The following is a 21720-nucleotide window of genomic DNA, read 5'->3' as shown; positions in this document are numbered from 1 at the left end:
AAAAGGAGTGACGAAGAACGATGAGTGATATCAATGTGGTTTTCGGAGTAATCGGGCTGGCTTGCGGAATCTATGTTTTCTATGCCTGCTTTCAATTGAAGGTAAAAGGGCTGATTAATACAAGCATTCTGCTTCCGAAATCAATCGACCCGGACAAGTGCCGTGACAAGGTGGGGTATATTAAAGAAGTATTTCCGAAGATGCTGCTGTTTGGAACCGTCATCACCGCATATGGTGTGATTGAGCTTGTAAATACATATGTCGTGGAAGTCGGCGCTTTACTTGCAGTTTTTATGATACTTCCTTTTGTCGTTCTGATCTGGTTTGGAGTTACGATTTCCCGTCTGAATAAGAAATATTTCCAGGATTCGTAAGAGGAGAATAAAAATGGCGGAATTTACACATTTTAACACTCACGGTGATGCCATTATGGTTGATGTGAGTGAAAAAAAGGATACCTTACGAGAAGCAACTGCCCGGGGAAGGATTCTGATGAACAAGGAATGCTTTCAAAAAGTGCGGGATGGTCAGATGAAGAAAGGGGATGTGCTTCAGGTTGCCCGTGTTGCCGGCATCATGGGAACGAAGAAAACATCGGATCTGATACCGCTTTGCCATATTCTTAATCTGAGTAAGGTGGAAATTGATTTTGAACTCCATGAGGATACTTGCTCGATTATTGCAGCCTGTACGGCACGCACTGTCGGAAAGACCGGTGTGGAAATGGAGGCCTTGACCGGAGTAAGCGTTGCCCTGCTGACAATTTATGACATGTGTAAAGCTGTGGATAAATCGATGGAAATCGGGGAAATCTATCTATGTCGTAAAAGCGGTGGTAAGAGCGGGCTGTTCGTTTCACCAAGAGAGGATAAACCTGACGGAAACGAAGATGTCATATAAAAAATAAAAGGAAAAGATAGATTTACAGTATTAGAGTTGAAAAAAAATAAATAATACGCTATAATTGTTTTTAGAAACCTGGGGTGTTCGATATATCCGTATTTTTGAACCTACAAAACTTTAAACGGGATTCCTATATCTCTGTAATATGTCAAGCCCTCATCGCGCAGGGGAAGGCAGAAAAGCAGATGCGGTCGCCCACCTAGCTATGGCTAGGAGTCAAAAAACGGTCAACGGCATTTCGGGGGAAACAAAAGAGAAAAAGGCAGCTGCTAAGGCGGCTGCCTTTTAAATATGTGCGCGATAATGGAGTGGTTATATGAAAAAATATATAAAACGGGCAATGGCACTATCAAATCGAATCGGCAGGAATCATACCGGTGCATATGCAGCTCAGTCAGCTTATTTCTTTATTTTAAGTCTGATTCCGATCATTCTGCTTCTACTTACGATCGTACAGTATACTCCGGTTACGAAAGCGGACGTAATGACGGCAATGGTAATGGTCTTCCCGGAAAAGAATATGCAGGATTTTATTATAGGCATTGTGAATCAGGTTTATAATCAATCACGGACTGTTATTCCGGTCACTGCAGTTGTTGCACTCTGGTCGGCAGGAAAAGGCGTACTTGCGATGAGCAACGGATTGAACTATAGTTATGAGATTCGAGAAACAAGAAATTATGTGTTTATGAGGATCCGGGCATCTTTTTATACCATATTGTTTATTATTGCGATCGTACTCGGACTGGTACTGTCTGTGTTTGGAAATAGCATAAGCCTGTTTATCAATACCCGGTTTCCATTTATGAAAGAGACAACGGAGTCGATTCTTGAGATGCGTACATTTATAACGTTTGCAATCCTGCTGGGATTTTCTCTTATGATCTATCGGTTTCTTCCGAACCACAAGGTCCGGGTTAGAGAACAGATTCCCGGTGCAGTCTTTACCGCAGTGGGATGGCAGGTGATTTCGTTCATCTTTTCGATGTACCTGACTATATTCCAGGGGTTCAGCGGATTATACGGAAGTATGACGGCAATCATTCTTGTTATGCTGTGGCTGTATTTCTGCATGTATGCGATACTTCTTGGTGGCTTGCTTAATTGTATATGGCAGGAAAATAAGAAAAAGAGTGGGGAAACAGCTTGACATAAAAAAAACATATGTTACAATAATTAGGTATATGTTGAAAAGGCTTAGACCGTGTAAGTAGAGCACTGTTTTCCAACAGAGAGAGGGGATCTCCGGCTGTAAGTTCCCTCGGGTTCAGACAGGAATCGAATTTCCCACGCGAGCTGCGTTTTTGAAAGTATCAGTAGAGAACGACGTCCCTGCACGTTACGCAGTCCGAGTGCTTGTTCATTTGAGCAGGAAACAGGGTGGTACCGCGAGTTTCTCGTCCCTATCAGGGGACGAGTTTTTTTTGCCATGCAAATGTCAAAAAGGTCCGGCTGACCTTTATTTAGTTGTCAAAAGGAGGAAATTATGAAAGAAAGACTTGAGAGCATCAAACAAGAGGCGATCAGACAGATTCAGGCTTCTGATGTACCGGAAAAACTGAATGATGTACGTGTGAGATTTCTTGGAAAAAAGGGAGAACTCACCGCAGTTTTAAAAGGAATGAAGGATGTAGCACCGGAGGAGCGTCCGAAGGTAGGACAGCTTGTCAATGAGACCCGAGCAGCAATCGAAGAGCTCCTTGAAGAAACCAAGAAGAAGATGGATGCTGCGATCCGTGAAGAAAAATTAAAACAGGAAGTAATCGATGTCACACTTCCTTCCAAAAAGAATATGGTAGGACATCGCCATCCGAATACGATCGCCTTAGAAGAAGTAGAACGTATCTTCATCGGAATGGGATACGAAGTGATCGAAGGACCGGAGATCGAATATGACGAATACAATTTCGAAAAATTAAACATTCCGGCAGATCATCCGGCAAAAGACGAACAAGATACCTTCTATATCAATAAAGAAATCGTACTGCGTACCCAGACCTCCCCGGTTCAGGCACGTGTAATGGAACAGGGCAAACTTCCGATCCGTATGATTTCCCCGGGACGCGTTTTCCGTTCCGACGAAGTAGATGCAACCCATTCACCATCCTTCCATCAGATCGAAGGACTTGTCATTGATAAGAACATTTCCTTCGCTGACCTGAAAGGGACATTGGAAGTATTCGCAAAAGAACTTTTCGGACCCGAAACCAAGACTAAGTTCCGCCCGCACCACTTCCCATTCACCGAACCAAGCGCCGAAGTAGACGTTTCCTGCTTCAAATGCGGCGGCAAAGGATGCCGTTTCTGCAAAGGCTCCGGTTGGATCGAAATCCTCGGATGTGGAATGGTACACCCACATGTCCTCGAAATGTGCGGCATTGACCCCAAAGAATACACCGGCTTCGCATTCGGCGTAGGTCTCGAACGTATCGCACTGCTGAAATACGAAATCGATGATATGCGGCTGCTGTATGAAAATGATATTAGATTTTTGAGACAATTTTAGCGCTGGCAATGAGCAGTGCGAAAAAAGACTGATAAGCATACGCGGGTGCTTGCACACAAGCGAATGCTTATCCGGCTTTTTTCATAGGGCGAAGCCCGTAAAGCGAGAAGGAGCGAAGCGGAATCGAGCTTAGCACTGCGGAGAAAAACATTCAGCGAGAGAGCGAAGCGGAATCGAGCTTAGCACTGCGGAGAAAAACATTCAGCGAGAGAGCGAAGCGGAATCGAGCTTAGCACTGCAGAGAAAAACATTCAGCGAGAGAGCGAAGCGAATCGAGCTTAGCACTGCGGAGAAAAACATTCAGCGAGAGAGCGAAGCGAATCGAGCTTACCAGACACAAACAAATAAAGAGGAGAAAAAGTATGAATACTTCATTATCATGGATTAAAGCGTATGTTCCTGACCTCGATGTGACCGCCCAGGAATATACAGATGCAATGACGCTTTCAGGAACCAAAGTAGAAGGTTATGAAAAGCTGGATGCAGATTTAGATAAAATTGTAATCGGTCAGATTGAAAAAATTGAAAAACATCCGGATGCCGACAAACTGATTATCTGTCAGGTCAATGTGGGAACAGAGACAGTACAGATCGTTACCGGAGCACCGAACGTAAAAGAAGGAGACAAAGTTCCGGTCGTTCTGGACGGCGGACGCGTTGCCGGTGGACATGAGCCGGGACAGAGAGTTGCCGGAGGAATCAAGATCAAGAAAGGAAAACTCCGCGGAGTAGAGAGCTGCGGTATGATGTGCTCGATCGAAGAACTCGGCTCTGACAGAAATATGTATCCGGAAGCACCGGAATATGGAATCTATATCTTCGGTGACGATGCGGTTGTAGGAGAGAGCGCAATCAAGGCACTGGGACTGGACGATGTAGTATTTGAATATGAAATCACATCCAACCGTGTAGATTGTTTCAGTGTGGTGGGAATTGCAAGAGAAGCGGCAGCGACATTTGGCAAAGAATTTCACCCGCCGGTAGTGACTCCGACCGGAAACGATGAGGACGTTAACGATTATATCAAAGTGCGTGTGGAAAATACAGATCTTTGCCCGCGTTACTGCGCAAGAGTTGTTAAGAATATTAAGATTGGCCCGTCTCCGAAATGGATGCAGAGAAGACTGGCTTCCGTTGGAATCCGCCCGATCAACAACCTGGTTGATATCACCAACTATGTTATGGAAGAATATGGACAGCCGATGCATGCATACGATCTGGATACGATTGCCGGACATCAGATTGTAGTTCGTAATGCTGAAAAGGGAGAGAAATTTGTCACACTGGATGGACAGGAACGTGAAATGGACGATTCCGTTCTGATGATCTGTGACGGGGAAAAGGCAGTAGGTATTGCCGGTATCATGGGTGGCGAGAACTCCATGATCACCGATCATGTTCAGACCATGTTATTTGAAGCAGCCTGCTTTGACGGAACCAATATCCGTAAATCAAGCAAAAAAGTCGGACTTCGTACCGATGCTTCCGGAAAATTCGAAAAAGGTCTGGATCCGAACAATGCTCAGGCAGCCATCGACCGCGCATGCCAGTTGGTTGAAGAAATGGGAGCAGGTGAGGTCGTCGGAGGAATGGTAGATGTTTATGGCAAGAAGAAAGAGCCGGTAAGAGTACCGTTTGACGCAGATGCAATCAATGCACTTCTGGGAACCGATATTCCGGAAGCGGATATGCTCGGATATTTTGAAAAAATCGGACTGGAATATGACGCTGACGCGAAGGAAGTGATTGCACCGACATTCCGTCATGACTTATTCCGCCTTGCCGATCTTGCAGAAGAGGTTGCAAGATTCTACGGATATGATAACATTCCGACTACTCTCCCAAGCGGCGAAGCTACTACCGGTAAGCTTTCCTTCAAGAATCGAGTGGAAGATGTTGCAAAGGATATTGCTGAATTCTGTGGTTTCAGTCAGGGAATGACCTATTCCTTTGAAAGCCCGAAGGTATTTGATAAATTACTCCTTGATGAGGATGATGTGCTTCGTCAGGCAATTCCGATCATGAATCCGCTTGGGGAAGATTACAGTATTATGAGAACGATTTCTCTCAATGGTATGCTGACTTCTCTGGCAACTAATTATAACAGAAGAAATAAAAATGTACGCCTGTACGAAATGGGAAATATTTATCTTCCGAAAAGCCTTCCGCTTACGGAACTTCCGGACGAGCGTATGCAGTTTACACTTGGAATGTACGGAGAAGGCGATTTCTTCAGTATGAAGGGAATCGTAGAAGAGTTCTTCGAAAAAGTAGGTCTTCATAAGAAAGAGACCTACGATCCGAATGCCGGAAAGAACTTCCTGCACCCGGGACGTCAGGCTAACATCATTTACGAAGGAAGAGTTGTAGGATATCTGGGCGAGGTTCATCCGCAGGTGGCAGATAATTACGGAATCGGAGAACGTGCCTATGTTGCAGTGATTGATATGCCTGAAATCGTGGAACTCGCTACATTTGACAGAAAATACGAAGGCATTGCAAAATATCCGGCGGTAAGTCGTGATATCAGTATGGTTGTTCCAAAGGAGATTCTTGTCGGACAGATTGAAGAGGTGATCGAGAAGAAGGGCGGCGCTTATCTGGAAAGCTACAAACTCTTCGACCTCTATGAGGGAGCACAGATCAAACCGGGATTTAAATCTGTTGCATACTCAATTACCTTCCGTGCAAAAGACAGAACCCTGGAGGAAGCCGATGTATCTGCAGCTATGAAGAAGATCCTGAAAGCTTTGGAAGAAATGGGAATTGAATTGAGACAATAATAAGAGTAATAATCAGAGAAATGAGGAGACCGTATCTTGTATACGGTCTCTTTAATGACGTATATGCAGAAAGGAAAACAGAATGAAGAAAGAGGATTTTTATTTTGATCTGCCGGAGGAACTGATCGCACAGGATCCGCTTGAAGATCGTTCCGGTTCACGGCTTCTGGTTCTGGATAAGGAAACCGGTGAGACGGAGCACCATATTTTCCGTGAAATCGTAAACTACCTGAACCCGGGAGACTGCCTTGTGATCAATGATACAAAGGTTATTCCGGCGCGTCTGATCGGAGAGAAGGAAGGAACCGGTGCAAAGGTGGAAGTACTTCTTCTGAAACGGAAAGAGAATGATATCTGGGAAACACTGGTGAAGCCGGGAAGAAAGATGAAACCGGGAGCACGTCTGGTTTTTGGAAACGGGCTTCTGAAAGCGGAAGTGATCGGGGTGGTAGAAGAAGGAAACCGTCTGATCCGATTCGAATATGAGGGGATTTTTGAAGAAATCCTGGATCAGCTGGGACAGATGCCACTTCCGCCGTATATCACGCACCAGTTGGAGGATAAAAACCGCTATCAGACCGTATACGCAAAGCATTCCGGTTCTGCGGCAGCGCCGACAGCGGGGCTGCATTTTACACCGGAGCTATTGGATGAGATCAAGGAGAAAGGCGTGGAGATTGCCCATGTGACCCTGCATGTGGGACTTGGCACATTTCGCCCGGTAAAAGTCGAGAATATTCAGGAGCATCATATGCATTCCGAATTTTACCGGATCGAGCAGAGCGAAGCAGATAAGATCAATCGGGCAAAAGGGGAAGGACACCGGGTTATCTGCGTGGGAACAACGAGCTGCAGGACAGTGGAATCCGCAGCAGACGAAAATGGACGATTGCGAGAATGCAGTGGATGGACAGAAATCTTTATTTATCCGGGATACAAATTCAAAGTTCTGGATGCGCTGATCACGAATTTCCATCTGCCGGAATCGACCCTGATCATGCTGGTTTCTGCACTGGCAGGAAGAGAACACGTTCTGGCTGCATATGAGGAAGCAATTCGGGAAAGATACCGTTTCTTCAGTTTCGGGGATGCGATGTTCATACGATAATGTAGTAAGGAAAAGGAAAGGGAAAATGGTAAAGGATTTGACGGTCGGAAGACCGGAGAGTGTGCTTTGGAGGTTTTGCCTGCCATTGTTCGGAAGTGTTGTTTTTCAACAGCTTTATAATATTGCGGACAGTCTTGTAGCAGGAAAATTTGTCGGAGAGAATGCGTTGGCGGCAGTGGGGAACAGTTATGAGATCACTTTGATATTCATCGCGTTTGCATTCGGATGTAACATTGGGTGCTCGGTGATCGCCTCTCAGCTTTTTGGGGCGAAAAAATACAATGATATGAAAACGGCAATCTATACGGCGCTGATTTCAAGTGGTGTATTATGTGCAATGCTGATGCTTGGAGGACTCCTGTTAGGAGGGCAATTGTTGCAGCTTATCCATACACCGGAGAATATACTTGCAGATTCCAAACTCTATCTGGACATTTATATCTGGGGATTGCCATTTATGTTTTTCTATAATATTGCAAATGGTATTTTTTCGGCTTTGGGAGATTCGAAGACACCGTTTGTGTTTCTGGCTTTATCATCTACGTCAAATATTGCGGTTGATATTCTGTTTGTCACAGTGTTGAAGATGGGAATTGCCGGAGTGGCATGGGCGACTTTTCTGTGCCAGGGGGTGAGCTGTGTGCTTGCAATGATCGTGGTGTTCCGGAGACTTGCCGGTATTCATACGGAAGGGAATCTGGATGTGTTTTCCTGGAAACTTTTTAAGAAAATTGCGGTTATCGCCGTGCCGAGTATTCTACAGCAAAGCTTTGTTTCTGTAGGGAATATTATCATACAGAGTGTGATCAACAGTTTCGGAGCGGGAGTGATTGCCGGTTATTCTGCGGCAATCAAGCTCAACAATCTGGTTATCACATCGTTTACGACTCTGGGAAATGGAATTTCCAATTACACAGCCCAAAATCTCGGGGCAAAGAAACCGGACAGAATCCGGGAGGGAATGCGTGCCGGGATCAAGATGGTATGGGGCCTGTGTGTACCGCTGGTGTTATTATACCTTCTGGCGGGCAAAATGCTTCTGCTCCTTTTTATGAATCAGGATTCGGTGACGGCACTGGCGACCGGGAATCAGTTCCTGAGGATCGTGGCACCGTTCTATTTTGTGGTATCAGTGAAACTGGTTGCTGACGGTATTCTGCGAGGAGCAGGAATGATGAAACAATTTATGATTGCCACTTTTGCGGATCTGATTCTCAGAGTAGCACTTTCGATCGTATTTTCAAAGGTGATCGGCCTTGGTCCCGTCGGAATCTGGCTGTCGTGGCCGGTGGGATGGACTTCGGGAATGCTGCTTTCAGTCTTGTTTTACAGAAAGAGTCCGTGGATGAAGAAAATGAATAAAGAAAAGAACAGCTTCTAAAGGAGAAGCTGTTCCAATTCCCGTATATTCTGAATCCGTACTTCGGCTTCCGGAACCTCGCCAAAACCGTATTCCGCAAAGATGAACGGAACACCGGCTTTTTGGCAGGCATCATAATCTCCCATGGTGTCACCGATATAGCAGACGTCTTTTAAATGGTTTTTTCCCATTAAAATGCGGATGCTCTCATTCTTGGGCCGTCCTGTCTGGCCGAAGCAGAGTGTATCTTTTACAAAAGGACCCAGGTTCGTTCCTTCAAGAAAAACTTCAATGTATCCACATTGACAATTGCTGACGATATAGAGATCAAATTTCTCGGACAGTGCCTGGAAAGCTTCCCGCACACCGGGATAAAGGGTTCCTGGCTCTGTGGCGAGCAGCCGGTTTTCGTATGCAAAGCAGAGATCTCCAAGGCGGCTGCGATCTTCCTCTGAGAAGGAAGGAAAGAGTGCGGCTGTGATTTCGTTCATGGTTTTGCCGAATAAAGATTTGATCTTTGCGGCAGTCAGATCGGCGGGAAGATCTGAATTTTCATTTATGGCCTGGTTCCAGGAACGGGCGACGACTTCAGTCGAATCCCAAAGTGTTCCGTCTACATCAAAAATAATTCCATCCATTTTTAATATCCTCCGGAAATAGTTTGTAAAATTTGTACTATTATAACATAGAAGAAAACATGCGTCAAAATTTGAATCAGGATTGTTTCTGTAAAAATGTAAAAAATAAAGACGCGTTATAGAAAAAAATGAAGTTGAATTTGTGCATATTTCCTAATGCATCAAAATATGGTGTTTTTTCTATTGACAAACAGGAGGATTTGGTGTAAGATTTCAAACATAATTTTAAACAGAGTGCGCTCTGTTTGTTGGGAGGAAAAAGAATATGAGAAATGTGAAAAAATGGTTAGCCGTTGCTATGGTTGCCGCGATGACCGTATCGATGGCAGCAGGCTGTGGCTCAAAAAGTGAAGGAGAAAAAAGCAGCGGCTCAGACAGTGAAGTAATCAAGATCGGTGCAATCGGACCGGTTACCGGTGCAGCAGCTGTTTATGGACAGGCTGTTAAGAATGGTGCTGAACTGGCAGTTGAAGAGATCAATGCAGCCGGCGGTATCAACGGAGCACAGGTTGAATTCAAATTCGAAGATGATGAGCATGATGCAGAGAAAGCAGTTAATGCATACAATAACCTGAAAGACTGGGGAATGCAGGCACTCCTCGGAACCGTAACTTCAGCACCGTGTGTTGCTGTAGGTGAGGTTGCAAATCAGGACAATATGTTCCTTCTTACACCGTCAGGAACAGCAGTAGAATGTGTACAGTATGACAATGCATTCCGTGTATGTTTCTCTGACCCGATGCAGGGACTTGAATCAGCAAAATATATCGGAGAAAACGGCCTTGCTTCAAAAGTAGCTGTGATCTATGACAGCTCTGATGTTTATTCAACCGGTATCTACGAAGCATTCGTAAAAGAAGCAGCTAATCAGGATTTCGAAGTAGTTGCTGCAGAAGCATTTACATCAGAAAGCAAGACAGACTTCTCTGTTCAGCTTCAGAAAGCAAAAGACTCCGGAGCAGAACTTGTATTCCTGCCATTCTACTACTCAGAGGCTTCTCTGGTATTGAAACAGGCAGCAGGAATGAACTACAACCCGATCTTCTTTGGATGTGACGGTATGGACGGAATTCTTGCAGTAGAAGGATTTGATGCGAACCTGGCTAATAACCTGATGTTCTTAAGTCCGTTTACACCAACTTCTACAGATGAAGCAATTCAGAAATTTGTAACAGCTTTCAAAGATAAATACGGCGATACTCCGAACCAGTTTGCAGCAGATGCTTACGACGGAATTTATGCAATGAAGGCTGCAATGGAAAAAGCAGATGTGAAACCGGGAATGGCTTCATCCGATGTGTGTGATGGCCTGAAATCTGCAATGGTTGAAATCGAAATTGATGGTGTTACTGCAAAAGGTCTTACATGGGAAGCAAGCGGAGAACCGAGCAAGGAACCAATGGTTGTTAAGATTGAAAATGGTGACTACGCTGTTGTAGAATAGGATTCATTTTATGGAAGGCTATCTTATGGTAGCCTTCTGTTTTTGTACATGTTATAATATATTTCAAAAAGGAAAGGAATGTGAGAATTATATGAGTTTTATATCTTATCTCATTAATGGCATAAGTCTGGGCAGTGTTTATGCTATTATAGCGCTTGGCTATACAATGGTTTATGGTATTGCTAAAATGCTGAACTTTGCTCACGGGGATGTCATAATGATCGGTGCTTATGTGGTGCTGACTGTGATTACGGGGGCAGGGCTTCCTCCGGCAGCGGCAGTTCTCATTGGAATTGTTTTTTGTACAGTACTTGGTATATTGATCGAGACAATTGCATACCGACCGCTTTTAAATGCATCTTCTTCACTTGCTGTGCTGATTACGGCAATTGGTGTCAGCTACCTGCTTCAGAATCTGGCACTCTTGATTTTCGGAGCTAACACGAAGTCTTTTACATCTGTAGTCAAGGTACCTTCATTGGTGCTTGCAGGTGGTAAACTGACAATTTCAGGAGAAACGATCGTTACGATTCTTTCTTGTGTTGTGATTATGACCGGTATGCAGCTTTTTATCAAGAAGACAAAAGCAGGACAGGCAATGAGAGCAGTTTCGGAGGATAAGGGGGCTGCACAGCTGATGGGTGTGAATGTAAATGGAACGATTGCGCTGACATTTGCAATCGGATCTGCACTCGCGGCAATCGCAGGTGTTCTTCTTTGCTCTGCATATCCGACTCTTACTCCGTATACCGGATCTATGCCCGGTATCAAGGCTTTCGTTGCGGCGGTATTCGGCGGAATCGGATCGATTCCGGGTGCTATGATCGGCGGGATCCTTCTTGGTGTGATTGAAATATTCGGTAAAGCATATATTTCTTCACAGATGGCAGATGCAATCGTGTTTGCAGTGCTGATCGTGGTTCTGATCGTGAAACCTACAGGGCTTCTTGGCAAGAATATTCAGGAGAAAGTGTAGGTGGCAATGATGAAAAATATAAAGAAAATGAACAAAACGACAAAGAGCAATTTGCTTACATACCTGATGGTCATTGCGATTTATGCGGTTGTACAGATTTTAGTGGCTACAGGAAATGTGTCCAGTCTTCTTCAGGGACTTCTGGTGCCGCTCTGTGCATACATTATTCTGGCTGTCTCTCTTAACCTTACGGTTGGTATTCTGGGTGAACTGAGCCTGGGACATGCCGGATTTATGTGTGTGGGAGCATTTACTAGTGCATTCTTTTCAAAATGCATGGTGGATGTGATTCCATCTTCCGGAATCAGATTTTTTCTGGCACTTTTGATCGGAGCGGCTACAGCGGGAATTTGTGGAATCTTAATCGGTATTCCGGTGCTTCGGCTGAAGGGCGACTATCTTGCGATTGTAACGCTGGCGTTTGGTGAGATTATTAAAAATATTGCCAATATCCTTTTCATCGGAAAAGATTCGAACGGACTTCATTTTTCTACGAAGGATTCCATATCCCTTGGACTGGAAGAAGGCGGCAAGGTTATCATCAACGGACCGCAGGGAATTACAGGAACACCTAAGGATTCTACATTCACGATCGGTGTACTTCTGATTCTTCTGACGCTGTTCATTGTTCTGAATCTGATTCATTCACGCAGCGGCCGTGCAATCATGGCGATCCGTGATAACCGTATTGCGGCAGAATCAGTCGGAATCAATATTACAAAATACAAGTTGATGGCATTTGCGATTTCTGCCGCACTTGCGGGAGTTGCAGGAGTTATGTATTCCCACAACCTTGCGACGCTGACAGCTACAAGCAAAAACTTCGGTTACAACATGTCAATCATGATTCTTGTATTCGTTGTTCTTGGCGGTATCGGTAATATCAGAGGTTCGATCATTGCGGCAATCGTTCTGACGCTTCTGCCGGAGCTTCTGAGAGGTCTGCAGGACTATCGTATGCTGATCTATGCAATCGTTATGATCGTGATGATGTTATTCAACTGGGCGCCGAAAGCGATTGAAATGAGAGAAAAATTAGCGGCTAAACTTAAAGCCGGCAGGAAGAAAAATACAAAGGAGGCTGCATAGTTATGGCATTATTGGAAGTGAAGAATCTCGGAATCTCCTTTGGCGGTCTTCGCGCGGTAAATGAATTTCATATGGAAATTGAAAAAGGGTGCCTGTATGGGCTGATCGGACCGAATGGGGCCGGAAAAACGACGGTATTTAACCTTCTTACCGGAGTATATAAACCGACAGAAGGAATCATTACACTGGATGGAGAGAATATCGTAGGAAAGAAAACGATTGATATCAACAAGGCCGGAATTGCCAGAACGTTCCAGAATATTCGTCTGTTCAAGGGACTGTCTGTACTGGACAATGTCAAGGTAGGGCTTCATAATCATCATAAATATTCGACAATTGAAGGAATCCTCCGTCTGCCGAAATATTATAAAGTGGAAAAAGAAATGGATGAAAAAGCGCTGGAGCTTCTTAGCGTGTTCGGACTTGATAAATATGCCGATACGCTTGCCGCAAACCTCCCATACGGCAAGCAGAGAGAGCTTGAGATCACAAGAGCACTGGCAACAGAACCGAAGCTGCTTCTTCTGGATGAGCCGGCGGCAGGTATGAACCCGAACGAGACACAGGATCTGATGAACACGATCCGTTTTGTAAGAGACAAATTTGACATGACGATCCTTCTCATCGAACACGACATGAAGCTGGTATCCGGAATCTGTGAAAAACTGACTGTGCTGAACTTTGGACAGGTGCTTGCTGAGGGTGAAACCAGTGAAGTGCTGAATAATCCGGAAGTAATCAAGGCATATCTGGGCGAATAGGAGGGATGACGGACATGGCAATGCTTGAAATTAAGGATATTGAAGTATATTACGGCATGATTCAGGCAATCAAGGGCATTTCCTTCGAGGTCAATGAAGGGGAAGTCATCGCTCTGATCGGTGCCAACGGTGCGGGAAAGACGACGACCCTGCACACGATCACAGGTCTTCTGTCACCAAAGAAAGGCTCTGTAATCTTCGAAGGAAAAGATATTACAAAGGTTCCGGCACATAAGATCGTGTCTCTGGGAATCGCACATGTACCGGAAGGACGAAGAGTCTTTGCGGAATTGACCGTATATGAGAACCTGAAGATGGGCGCTTATACAAGAAAAGACAAGGATGAGATCGAGAAGACGCTGGAAATGGTCTACAAGCGTTTCCCGCGTCTGGAAGAGAGAAAGAATCAGCTCGCAGGGACCTTAAGCGGCGGCGAGCAGCAGATGCTGGCGATGGGGCGTGCACTGATGTCTCATCCGAAGATTATTGTAATGGATGAACCTTCCATGGGACTTTCTCCGATTCTGGTAAATGAGATCTTTGATATTATTCAGGAAGTAAGCAAGAGCGGAACGACGGTGCTTCTGGTGGAGCAGAATGCAAAAAAAGCACTTTCTATTGCGGACAGGGCATATGTACTTGAGACAGGTAGAATTGTTCTGGAGGGCGATGCAAAAGTATTGATGAACGATGATTCTATTAAAAAAGCATATCTTGGTGAATAGGAGGAGTGCAAATGGAAAACATTGTAATTACGGTTGCGAGACAGTATGGAAGCGGCGGAAAGACGATCGGAGAGATGTTTGCAAAGGAAATGGGGATTCCCTGCTACGGAAGCAATCTGCTTGAGATGGCATCTGAAGAAAGCGGAATTGCTGAGCATCTGTTCCGGCAGTTGGATGAAAAGCTGCAGAACAGTCCGATCCTCCGCATGACGACGGACGTCTACACAGGCGATGTGATCCCGCCGTCCAGCAGTGATTTCGTTTCGGCGAAGAATCTGTTTAATTATCAGGCGAAAATCATGAAACGGCTGGCGGAAACCGAAAGCTGTGTGATCATCGGGCGTGCGGCGGATTTTGTCCTGAAGGACTATCCGAATGTAGTCAGTGTGTTCGTCCATGCATCGGAAGAATTCAATCTTGCGAGAGCGATGGAACGCAACAGCATGACAGAAAGTGAGATGCAGAAGTTCATTGCAAAGACCGATAAATATCGTGCGGATTACTACAGGCACTATACCGGACGTGAGTGGACCGATGCGAGAAACTATGATCTCTGTCTGAACAGCGGAAAGCTGGGATTTGAGAAATGTGTGGAAGAAATCAAGGCATACATTAAAGTCAGATTTGAATAAGAATCGGGAAAAGAACCCGGAAAGAATGATGAGTGTGTCATTCTTTCCGGGTTTTTACTATTTAGAAATTTAGAAATTTTGTGAAATAATAGTTGAAATATACCCATATGGGGTATATAATAAGCGAAAAAGGAGGTGTAAAAGAAGATGGAGGAGCGAGTAGAATGTGCGTGCCATAAGACAAAGGAACGTTCTGAAAAAGAGTATAAAGATCTGCTCAATCGCCTGAACCGGATCGAAGGACAGGTACGCGGAATCAAAGGAATGGTAGAGCGGAATGCATATTGTACGGATATCCTGATCCAGGTATCGGCAGTCAATGCCGCACTGAACAGTTTTAATAAAGTGCTTCTTGCGAATCATATAAAGACCTGTGTGACAAACGACATCCGGGCAGGTAAGGAAGAGACGGTGGATGAACTGGTCGCGGTACTTCAGAAGCTGATGAAGTAGGAAAGCATACTTGAATTTCTAAGAATGATTCGTTTTTATGTAGTAAAGAATAAGAGAAAACGAAAAGGAGACATAAATGGAACAATATACAGTTACGGGAATGAGCTGTGCGGCGTGCAGTGCCCGTGTGGAAAAGGCGGTATCGAAAGTGGAGGGAGTCACGTCCTGTTCGGTGAGCCTTCTGACGAATTCAATGGGCGTGGAAGGAACTGCTTCCTCTGCCGCTATCATAAAGGCGGTGGAAGAAGCCGGTTATGGGGCGTCCAGAAAAGGAGAGACTGTGCAATCCGGAAAGAGCAGGAGTATGGAAGCGGAGGAGATGCTGAGAGATCATGAGACACCGATTTTGAAAAAAAGGCTGGTCGCATCCCTTGGATTTCTCATCGTACTTATGTATTTTTCTATGGGGCACATGATGTGGAACTGGCCGCTTCCCCCGTTTTTCGAGGGAAACCATGTTGCGATGGGGCTTTTGCAGATGCTGCTTACGATCAGCATTATGGTGATCAATCAAAAGTTTTTTATAAGTGGGTTTAAAAGCCTCTGCCATAGAGCGCCTAATATGGATACTTTGGTTGCACTTGGCTCGGCGGCAGCCTTTATCTACAGCACATATGCGCTGTTCGCGATGACCGATGCGCATGTCAGAGGTGATATGGAAGCAGTCATGTACTATATGGATGAATTCTATTTCGAATCGGCGGCGATGATTTTAACGTTGATCACGGTTGGCAAAATGCTGGAGGCCCGCTCGAAAGGGAAGACGACGGATGCGCTGAAAAGCCTGATGAAGCTGGCACCGAAGACTGCTGTAGTAGAACGAGACGGAAAAGAAACAGAGGTTTCCATCGAACAGGTCAAAAAGGGAGACATTTTTGTGGTCAGGCCGGGTGAGAATATTCCGGTTGACGGCATCGTGCTGGAAGGAATGAGTGCAGTCAATGAGGCGGCGCTCACAGGAGAGAGTATTCCGGTCGACAAGGCTGCCGGGGATATGGTGTCGGCGGCGACATTGAATCAGTCCGGTTTTATGAAATGCGAAGCTACGCGGGTAGGAGAAGATACGACATTGTCGCAGATCATTCAGATGGTAAGTGATGCGGCTGCGACGAAAGCACCGATCGCCAAAGTGGCAGATAAGGTTTCCGGTGTGTTTGTACCGGCGGTCATCACCATTGCTGTGATTACAACTATTGTCTGGCTGCTCGCAGGTGAAAGCATTGGATTTGCCCTTGCAAGAGGAATCTCAGTGCTGGTAATCAGTTGTCCGTGTGCGCTGGGACTTGCCACTCCAGTTGCAATCATGGTCGGAAACGGTATGGGGGCGAAACACGGAATCATGTTTAAGACCGCTGTGTCGCTGGAGGAGACCGGGAAAATGGAGATCGTCGCACTGGATAAGACCGGCACGATCACGAATGGAGACCCGAGGGTAACGGACATTATACCGGCAGAGGGTATTACAGCAGATGAGCTTCTTCGGATGGCATATGCGTTGGAGAAACCAAGTGAGCATCCGCTGGCAAAAGCGATCATAGCATATGCTTCCCAGAAGGAAATGAAAGCGGTGGAAGTCAAAGAGTTTCAGGCACTTCCGGGAAATGGGCTCACAGCTTTATGCGGAGAAAACAGGTTGAATGGCGGAAACTATGAATTTATCCGGAGCAGGGCAGAAATTTCCGCAGAAATGAAAAAGCGGTCTGAGGTTCTGGCAGAGGAAGGAAAGACTCCGCTGTTCTTTGCAAAGGATGAAAAGCTTGCCGGTATCATCGCCGTGGCAGATGTGATGAAAGAAGAGAGCCGGCAGGCGGTAAAAGAACTGCAGAATATGGGAATTCATGTGGTTATGCTGACCGGAGACAACGAGCGTACGGCGAAGGCGATCGGAAGGCAGGCCGGTGTGGATGAAGTGATCGCGGGGGTACGTCCGGAAGGAAAAGAAGCTGTGATCCGCAGACTTAAGAAGCAGGGAAAAGTTGCCATGGTCGGTGACGGAATCAACGATGCACCGGCGCTGACCCGTGCAGACATGGGAATTGCCATCGGAGCAGGTACGGATATTGCGATTGATGCGGCGGATGTGGTTCTGATGAAGAGCCGTCTTACTGATGTACCGGCAGCGATCCGGTTAAGCCGTGCGACTCTGAAAAATATCCATGAAAATTTGTTCTGGGCATTCTTTTATAATACAGTCGGGATTCCGCTTGCGGCGGGGGTATGGATTCCGGTCTTTGGCCTGAAACTGAATCCGATGTTCGGCGCTGCGGCGATGAGCCTTTCCAGCTTCTGCGTCGTGACAAATGCATTGCGGCTGAACTTATTCCGTATGTATGATGCGGGAAAAGATAAGAAAATCAAAAAGAAAAAAACGAAAAAAGTGGAGGAAAAATCAATGGAAAAAACAATGAAAATCGAAGGCATGATGTGCGGACACTGTGAGGCGAGAGTGAAAAAATGTCTGGAGAAACTTCCGGAAGTAGATGTGGCAGAAGTCAGCCATGAGGCAGGAACGGCAGTGGTGAAGCTGAATGCAGAGATTTCTGATGACGTACTGAGAAAGACGGTGGAAGATCAGGACTATCAGGTGATCTCTGTGGAGTAAAATGTAAGATTTGATTTCTTTGAAACGGATGAGCGGGAAAACGTTCATCCGTTTTTTATTTACCATTATTTCCTGAAAGGGAATTTGAACGCTCAGTATTATCAGTATACAGGAGGAGCGGATTACATGACCTATGTGGTTCTTGGATCGGCAATAAATGTTCTGGCGGTATCGACACTTAGGAATGTCGGAAGAGCACTGATCACGGAATTGCATTTCCGATCCAGTACCTGCCGGAATGGGTGCAGAGATTTGCGCAGATTTTTCCACTTACACCGGCTGTGGAGCTGTTCAGGAATGTGGTGATACATCAGAAAAGCTTTATAGATAATAGATATCTTATATGGAGAATCCTTCTGCTGGGAGGAATTTATGCCGGACTTGGAAGTCTGTGGCTATGGAAAAAGGAACAGACAGTTGTGGAAAATATTTTCGGAAAAGAGGAATAGGTATGGAAAAAAAGTATGAGAACAAGATCGTAGCAGAACACTTAACAAAAGCTGAAAAAAATATTTGAAGAATTACGTGGGCAAAGTCAGGAAGATTTGAAGCTCGAAGATATTCTGATGTACCTGATTCAGAATTCCCGGGAGGCGGTGGTGATATGAGAAAGATTTGGATTGTTTTTGCAGCAGAAATCCGAAAGCAGCAACAGCACAATTAAATGCCAGATAATTATAGAAATTATTTCGAATGCTTTGAAAAATAATTTTATATATCTTAACATGTTTAGCTTACGATGACAAGTCTCTTTTTTTGTGGTAATATACTAGATATTACTATGGAGTACCATTTATACTCCGATATCCAACAAAACCGTCAGGGGGTATGAGTCTATGAAGATGATTATGGCAATTTTACAGAAAAATGATGAGTTACAGACGATAGATGAGCTGAATACAGAAGGATATTTTGTGACGAAGCTGGCAACTTCGGGAGGATTTCTGAAAGGTAAAAATACGACGATCATGACCGTTGTAGAGGATGAAAAGGTTCCGGAAGTTCTGGAAATAATCCGCGCGAACTCCGGAGAACGTAAGACGATTACTTATGCGAATCCGGCATTGGTTTCCGGACAGGGAAGTCTGGGTGCAGCGCCGACAGTACCAATCAATATCCAGGTAGGAGGAAGTACGGTGTTTGTACTGAATGTGGAACAGATGGAGAAGTTCTGATGAGACTGTTGGTGTTGAGTTTTACAGAAAAAGGGAGCCATCTGAACAGGCAGCTCTGTCTGCAAATGTCGCAAATGGGATATTTTTGTGAGGGTTATGCACCATCAAAATATGCCAAGTGTGCAGATTTGAAGACATTAGATAAGGATATATCGGAATGGATTGGAGAAAACTGGGGGAATGCTGCGTTTTTATTTATCGGCGCGGCGGGCATTGCTGTGCGGATGATTGCACCGTGGGTGAAGGATAAATTTACAGATTCTCCGGTACTTGTGATGGATGAGAAAGGGACATATATCATACCATTGCTTTCAGGACATGTGGGAGGAGCGGTACAGATCGCACATGATATTGCAGAAGTGACAGGAGCAATACCTGTGATCACAACAGCGACGGATGTGCAGAAGAAATTCGCAGTCGATGTATTTGCGGTAAAGAACCATCTTTTGATCTCGGACCGGGAGAAGGCAAAGCAGATCTCGGCGTCCGTGCTTCGAGGGGAGAAAATCGAATTCGAGTGTGAGTTTCCGATAGAAGGGGATGTGCCGGAGGAATTGTCGCTTTCAAGTGGTGAAAAGATGGAGACAGAGGATCGGAAGGATAAGAGAGCCGCAAATTTCCGGATCGCTGTCAGGCAGTTTTATGATTCTTGTGATGAGAAAAATGTGAATACGCTGTTCCTTTATCCGAAGAATGTAATCGTCGGAATAGGGTGCCGGAAAGGTGTGCCTGCAGAGCAACTGAAGGAAGGTATGGATAAGATTTTGCAGGATCTGAGGCTGAAACGGGAGCAGGTAGAAGCCGTTGTGAGTATTGACCTGAAGAAAGAAGAAGCTGGCATTCTGGAAATGACCGATGAATGGAAGATACCATTTTACACATTTTCAGCGGAGGAGCTAAAGACAGTAAAATCGGTAAGCACAAGTTCTGAATTCGTGAGTCGTATTACCGGTGTAGATAATGTGTGTGAGAGGGCTGTGAAATATTTTTGCCCGGACGGGGAACTGATTCTTCCGAAGTCGAGTCTGGAACAGATGACATTTGCAGTTGTTTGTCGGAAAATGAAATTGTCATATTAGTGTACTGATATTTGATTGGAGCCATTGAACTTAAACTGAATGGTCATGCGGGATTTGTCTATCATCACACTTGTGATGAAGTTCCGGTACCGCTGATGAATGATATAAGAATTGCAGATTCCATTTCCCAGAACAGATCAATTTATCTGCAGCAACAGCGGGTTGCTTGCATGAAAAATAAAAAATTGTTATATTTTTCTTATGGAGGATAAAACAATGGAGACAAAAGATATTATTTTAGAACTCCGCAGAAAAAGCGGACTATCGCAGGAAGAACTTGCACAAAAAGTAATGGTTACAAGACAGGCTGTGTCTCGTTGGGAAAACGGTGAGACTGTACCTAATACTGACACATTAAAACTGTTATCCAGGGTATTTGATGTTTCAATTAATACCCTCTTGGGTGCACCGAGACAGTTGATATGCCAATGCTGTGGAATGCCGCTTGACGATTCCACAATCAGCAAAGAGCCGAATGGCGATTTCAATGAAGAATACTGTAAGTGGTGCTATTCGGATGGCGAATTCAAGTATACGAGTAAAGAACAGCTGATCGATTTTTGTGTAGAACATTTGGCAAATGAGAATTGGCCTGCAGAACAGGTGCGAGCGCATATGGAAGCAGTGGTTCCGAAACTGAATCATTGGAAATAACTGGGAAGAACCGTCCCCAACGACAGGGAGAAAAAATGGAGAAGATTTTGATTTTTGCAGGAACGACGGAGGGCAGGGAACTGGCAGAATTTGCTGGGGGATTAAAGGTTCAGGCTCTCGTAAGTGTGGCAACGGAATATGGTAAAACGTGTCTGGATGATTGTGATAATATACAGACTTTTGTTGGAAGAATGGATGAGGGGCAGATTGAAGCGTTTATTAGGAAAGAAAAGGTTGAGCTTGTGATTGATGCGACTCATCCGTTTGCGGTTCTTGTGACACGGAATATTCGTAAAGCATGTGAGAATACGGGGACGGAGTATTTGAGGTGTCTGCGGAGGGAGTGTGAAGAGGCATTCACGGTAGAGACCGGAGAGATCGTTTGGACGAGTACTGTGAAGCAGGCGGTGGAATATCTGGAGAAAACGGAGGGGAATATTCTGATTGCGACGGGAAGTAAGGAACTGGAAAAGTATGCTTCCATCCCCAATTATAAAGAGCGATGTTTTGCTAGGGTTCTGTCGACGGGGAAAGCGGTGGAGGACAGTATCCGGCTTGGGTTTGAGGGGAAACATCTGATTGCTATGCAGGGACCGTTTTCGGAGGAAATGAATCTGGCAATGCTCCGGCATGTGGATGCAAAATATTTTGTCACGAAAGAGTCCGGCAAAGCGGGGGGATTCCCGGAAAAAGTTAAGGCTGCAAAGGAGGCCGGGACTGTGCTGGTTGTGGTGGGAAGACCGGAGGAAGAAGGACTTGCGCTGGAAGAGGTATTTGATGAATTAAAGAGAAGATACGGGGATAAGAACAGGGGGTGATTGATAACATAATA

The 21720-nt window shown here is 45.2% G+C and carries 21 protein-coding genes, 1 other RNA gene and 1 other annotated feature; of the genes, 21 read left to right on the top strand and 1 reads right to left on the bottom strand.

Translation table 11 applies throughout. The annotated features are described in order from the left end of the window. Positions 1–20 precede the first annotated feature (20 nt). The 8 genes from ACTNA4_RS02115 (at position 21) to ACTNA4_RS02080 (ending at position 8681) form a co-directional block, all read left to right on the top strand. Complete coding sequence (locus tag ACTNA4_RS02115; protein ID WP_427808568.1) at positions 21–374, top strand: hypothetical protein; 354 nt, start codon at positions 21–23, stop codon at positions 372–374. Positions 375–387: 13 nt separating this feature from the next. After that, on the top strand, positions 388–900 hold the full coding sequence (moaC, locus tag ACTNA4_RS02110) for a cyclic pyranopterin monophosphate synthase MoaC (RefSeq protein WP_427808566.1): 513 nt from the start codon (positions 388–390) through the stop codon (positions 898–900). A gap of 72 nt (positions 901–972) precedes the next feature. After that, positions 973–1152: non-coding RNA, 6S RNA (gene ssrS, locus ACTNA4_RS02105), on the top strand. Between the two features lie 67 nt (positions 1153–1219). After that, positions 1220–2053: a YihY/virulence factor BrkB family protein gene (locus ACTNA4_RS02100; protein WP_427820197.1), complete on the top strand. Its 834-nt coding sequence runs from the start codon at positions 1220–1222 to the stop codon at positions 2051–2053. A gap of 39 nt (positions 2054–2092) precedes the next feature. Next, positions 2093–2311, top strand: a binding site (T-box leader). Between the two features lie 78 nt (positions 2312–2389). Then, on the top strand, positions 2390–3409 hold the full coding sequence (pheS, locus tag ACTNA4_RS02095) for a phenylalanine--tRNA ligase subunit alpha (protein WP_441028343.1): 1020 nt from the start codon (positions 2390–2392) through the stop codon (positions 3407–3409). A 362-nt stretch (positions 3410–3771) separates the two neighbouring features. Beyond that, positions 3772–6192 carry a phenylalanine--tRNA ligase subunit beta gene (gene pheT, locus ACTNA4_RS02090; RefSeq protein WP_441016800.1) on the top strand — a complete coding sequence of 807 codons (2421 nt, stop codon included), beginning with the start codon at positions 3772–3774 and terminating at the stop codon, positions 6190–6192. Positions 6193–6274: 82 nt separating this feature from the next. Continuing rightward, positions 6275–7300 (top strand): tRNA preQ1(34) S-adenosylmethionine ribosyltransferase-isomerase QueA, encoded by a 1026-nt coding sequence (queA, locus tag ACTNA4_RS02085; protein ID WP_441028341.1) that lies wholly within the window; start codon positions 6275–6277, stop codon positions 7298–7300. A 25-nt stretch (positions 7301–7325) separates the two neighbouring features. After that, positions 7326–8681, top strand: coding sequence for an MATE family efflux transporter (locus ACTNA4_RS02080; protein ID WP_427820830.1), 1356 nt, complete (start codon positions 7326–7328; stop codon positions 8679–8681). Here the strand turns inward: ACTNA4_RS02080 and ACTNA4_RS02075 are convergent. Beyond that, a complete protein-coding gene (locus ACTNA4_RS02075) occupies positions 8678–9298 on the bottom strand; it encodes an HAD family hydrolase (RefSeq protein WP_441028339.1) in 621 nt (206 codons plus the stop codon). The two genes, ACTNA4_RS02080 and ACTNA4_RS02075, sit on opposite strands and share 4 nt — an antisense overlap. 265 nt (positions 9299–9563) lie before the next feature. Between ACTNA4_RS02075 and ACTNA4_RS02070 the strand changes: the two genes are divergently transcribed. The 13 genes from ACTNA4_RS02070 (at position 9564) to cobK (ending at position 21706) form a co-directional block, all read left to right on the top strand. After that, the gene (locus ACTNA4_RS02070) at positions 9564–10742 is read left to right on the top strand and encodes an ABC transporter substrate-binding protein (protein WP_427807195.1); all 1179 of its coding nucleotides are present in this window, start codon (positions 9564–9566) and stop codon (positions 10740–10742) included. A 91-nt stretch (positions 10743–10833) separates the two neighbouring features. Continuing rightward, positions 10834–11718, top strand: coding sequence for a branched-chain amino acid ABC transporter permease (locus tag ACTNA4_RS02065; RefSeq protein WP_427807196.1), 885 nt, complete (start codon positions 10834–10836; stop codon positions 11716–11718). 9 nt (positions 11719–11727) lie between these two features. Next, entirely contained in the window at positions 11728–12807 is a 1080-nt protein-coding gene (locus tag ACTNA4_RS02060; RefSeq protein WP_427807267.1) for a branched-chain amino acid ABC transporter permease, read from the top strand. A gap of 2 nt (positions 12808–12809) precedes the next feature. Continuing rightward, positions 12810–13568 carry an ABC transporter ATP-binding protein gene (locus tag ACTNA4_RS02055; RefSeq protein WP_427807197.1) on the top strand — a complete coding sequence of 253 codons (759 nt, stop codon included), beginning with the start codon at positions 12810–12812 and terminating at the stop codon, positions 13566–13568. Positions 13569–13582: 14 nt separating this feature from the next. Next, entirely contained in the window at positions 13583–14293 is a 711-nt protein-coding gene (locus tag ACTNA4_RS02050; RefSeq protein WP_441028337.1) for an ABC transporter ATP-binding protein, read from the top strand. 11 nt (positions 14294–14304) lie between these two features. After that, positions 14305–14925, top strand: coding sequence for an AAA family ATPase (locus ACTNA4_RS02045; RefSeq protein WP_427807199.1), 621 nt, complete (start codon positions 14305–14307; stop codon positions 14923–14925). A gap of 147 nt (positions 14926–15072) precedes the next feature. Next, positions 15073–15378: a metal-sensing transcriptional repressor gene (locus ACTNA4_RS02040; RefSeq protein WP_427807200.1), complete on the top strand. Its 306-nt coding sequence runs from the start codon at positions 15073–15075 to the stop codon at positions 15376–15378. Positions 15379–15454: 76 nt separating this feature from the next. Further along, the gene (locus tag ACTNA4_RS02035) at positions 15455–17980 is read left to right on the top strand and encodes a heavy metal translocating P-type ATPase (protein WP_441028335.1); all 2526 of its coding nucleotides are present in this window, start codon (positions 15455–15457) and stop codon (positions 17978–17980) included. Between the two features lie 126 nt (positions 17981–18106). Continuing rightward, positions 18107–18286: a hypothetical protein gene (locus tag ACTNA4_RS02030; protein WP_441028333.1), complete on the top strand. Its 180-nt coding sequence runs from the start codon at positions 18107–18109 to the stop codon at positions 18284–18286. Positions 18287–18816: 530 nt separating this feature from the next. Further along, positions 18817–19155 carry a cyclic-di-AMP receptor gene (locus tag ACTNA4_RS02025; protein ID WP_441028332.1) on the top strand — a complete coding sequence of 113 codons (339 nt, stop codon included), beginning with the start codon at positions 18817–18819 and terminating at the stop codon, positions 19153–19155. Continuing rightward, complete coding sequence (locus tag ACTNA4_RS02020; protein ID WP_427807206.1) at positions 19155–20234, top strand: cobalt-precorrin 5A hydrolase; 1080 nt, start codon at positions 19155–19157, stop codon at positions 20232–20234. Before ACTNA4_RS02025 ends, ACTNA4_RS02020 begins: the two co-directional genes overlap by 1 nt. Before the next feature lie 216 nt (positions 20235–20450). Beyond that, the gene (locus ACTNA4_RS02015) at positions 20451–20888 is read left to right on the top strand and encodes a zinc ribbon domain-containing protein (protein ID WP_427807208.1); all 438 of its coding nucleotides are present in this window, start codon (positions 20451–20453) and stop codon (positions 20886–20888) included. Between the two features lie 35 nt (positions 20889–20923). Beyond that, entirely contained in the window at positions 20924–21706 is a 783-nt protein-coding gene (gene cobK / locus ACTNA4_RS02010) for a precorrin-6A reductase (protein ID WP_427807209.1), read from the top strand. Positions 21707–21720 lie beyond the last annotated feature (14 nt).

Origin of the sequence: Bariatricus sp. HCP28S3_A7, assembly GCF_052066375.1 — a bacterium.
GTDB lineage: Bacteria > Bacillota > Clostridia > Lachnospirales > Lachnospiraceae > Allocoprococcus.
The sequence above is the reverse complement of the archived record's forward strand: the minus strand, read 5'-3'. Positions and strand labels throughout refer to the sequence as shown.

Coding starts and splice junctions, on each gene's coding strand:
- ACTNA4_RS02115 (WP_427808568.1), top strand. CDS start 21: ATGAGTGATATCAATGTGGTTTTCGGAGTAATCGGGCTGGCTTGCGGA.
- moaC (WP_427808566.1), top strand. CDS start 388: ATGGCGGAATTTACACATTTTAACACTCACGGTGATGCCATTATGGTT.
- ACTNA4_RS02100 (WP_427820197.1), top strand. CDS start 1,220: ATGAAAAAATATATAAAACGGGCAATGGCACTATCAAATCGAATCGGC.
- pheS (WP_441028343.1), top strand. CDS start 2,390: ATGAAAGAAAGACTTGAGAGCATCAAACAAGAGGCGATCAGACAGATT.
- pheT (WP_441016800.1), top strand. CDS start 3,772: ATGAATACTTCATTATCATGGATTAAAGCGTATGTTCCTGACCTCGAT.
- queA (WP_441028341.1), top strand. CDS start 6,275: ATGAAGAAAGAGGATTTTTATTTTGATCTGCCGGAGGAACTGATCGCA.
- ACTNA4_RS02080 (WP_427820830.1), top strand. CDS start 7,326: ATGGTAAAGGATTTGACGGTCGGAAGACCGGAGAGTGTGCTTTGGAGG.
- ACTNA4_RS02075 (WP_441028339.1), bottom strand. CDS start 9,298: ATGGATGGAATTATTTTTGATGTAGACGGAACACTTTGGGATTCGACT.
- ACTNA4_RS02070 (WP_427807195.1), top strand. CDS start 9,564: ATGAGAAATGTGAAAAAATGGTTAGCCGTTGCTATGGTTGCCGCGATG.
- ACTNA4_RS02065 (WP_427807196.1), top strand. CDS start 10,834: ATGAGTTTTATATCTTATCTCATTAATGGCATAAGTCTGGGCAGTGTT.
- ACTNA4_RS02060 (WP_427807267.1), top strand. CDS start 11,728: ATGAAAAATATAAAGAAAATGAACAAAACGACAAAGAGCAATTTGCTT.
- ACTNA4_RS02055 (WP_427807197.1), top strand. CDS start 12,810: ATGGCATTATTGGAAGTGAAGAATCTCGGAATCTCCTTTGGCGGTCTT.
- ACTNA4_RS02050 (WP_441028337.1), top strand. CDS start 13,583: ATGGCAATGCTTGAAATTAAGGATATTGAAGTATATTACGGCATGATT.
- ACTNA4_RS02045 (WP_427807199.1), top strand. CDS start 14,305: ATGGAAAACATTGTAATTACGGTTGCGAGACAGTATGGAAGCGGCGGA.
- ACTNA4_RS02040 (WP_427807200.1), top strand. CDS start 15,073: ATGGAGGAGCGAGTAGAATGTGCGTGCCATAAGACAAAGGAACGTTCT.
- ACTNA4_RS02035 (WP_441028335.1), top strand. CDS start 15,455: ATGGAACAATATACAGTTACGGGAATGAGCTGTGCGGCGTGCAGTGCC.
- ACTNA4_RS02030 (WP_441028333.1), top strand. CDS start 18,107: ATGACCTATGTGGTTCTTGGATCGGCAATAAATGTTCTGGCGGTATCG.
- ACTNA4_RS02025 (WP_441028332.1), top strand. CDS start 18,817: ATGAAGATGATTATGGCAATTTTACAGAAAAATGATGAGTTACAGACG.
- ACTNA4_RS02020 (WP_427807206.1), top strand. CDS start 19,155: ATGAGACTGTTGGTGTTGAGTTTTACAGAAAAAGGGAGCCATCTGAAC.
- ACTNA4_RS02015 (WP_427807208.1), top strand. CDS start 20,451: ATGGAGACAAAAGATATTATTTTAGAACTCCGCAGAAAAAGCGGACTA.
- cobK (WP_427807209.1), top strand. CDS start 20,924: ATGGAGAAGATTTTGATTTTTGCAGGAACGACGGAGGGCAGGGAACTG.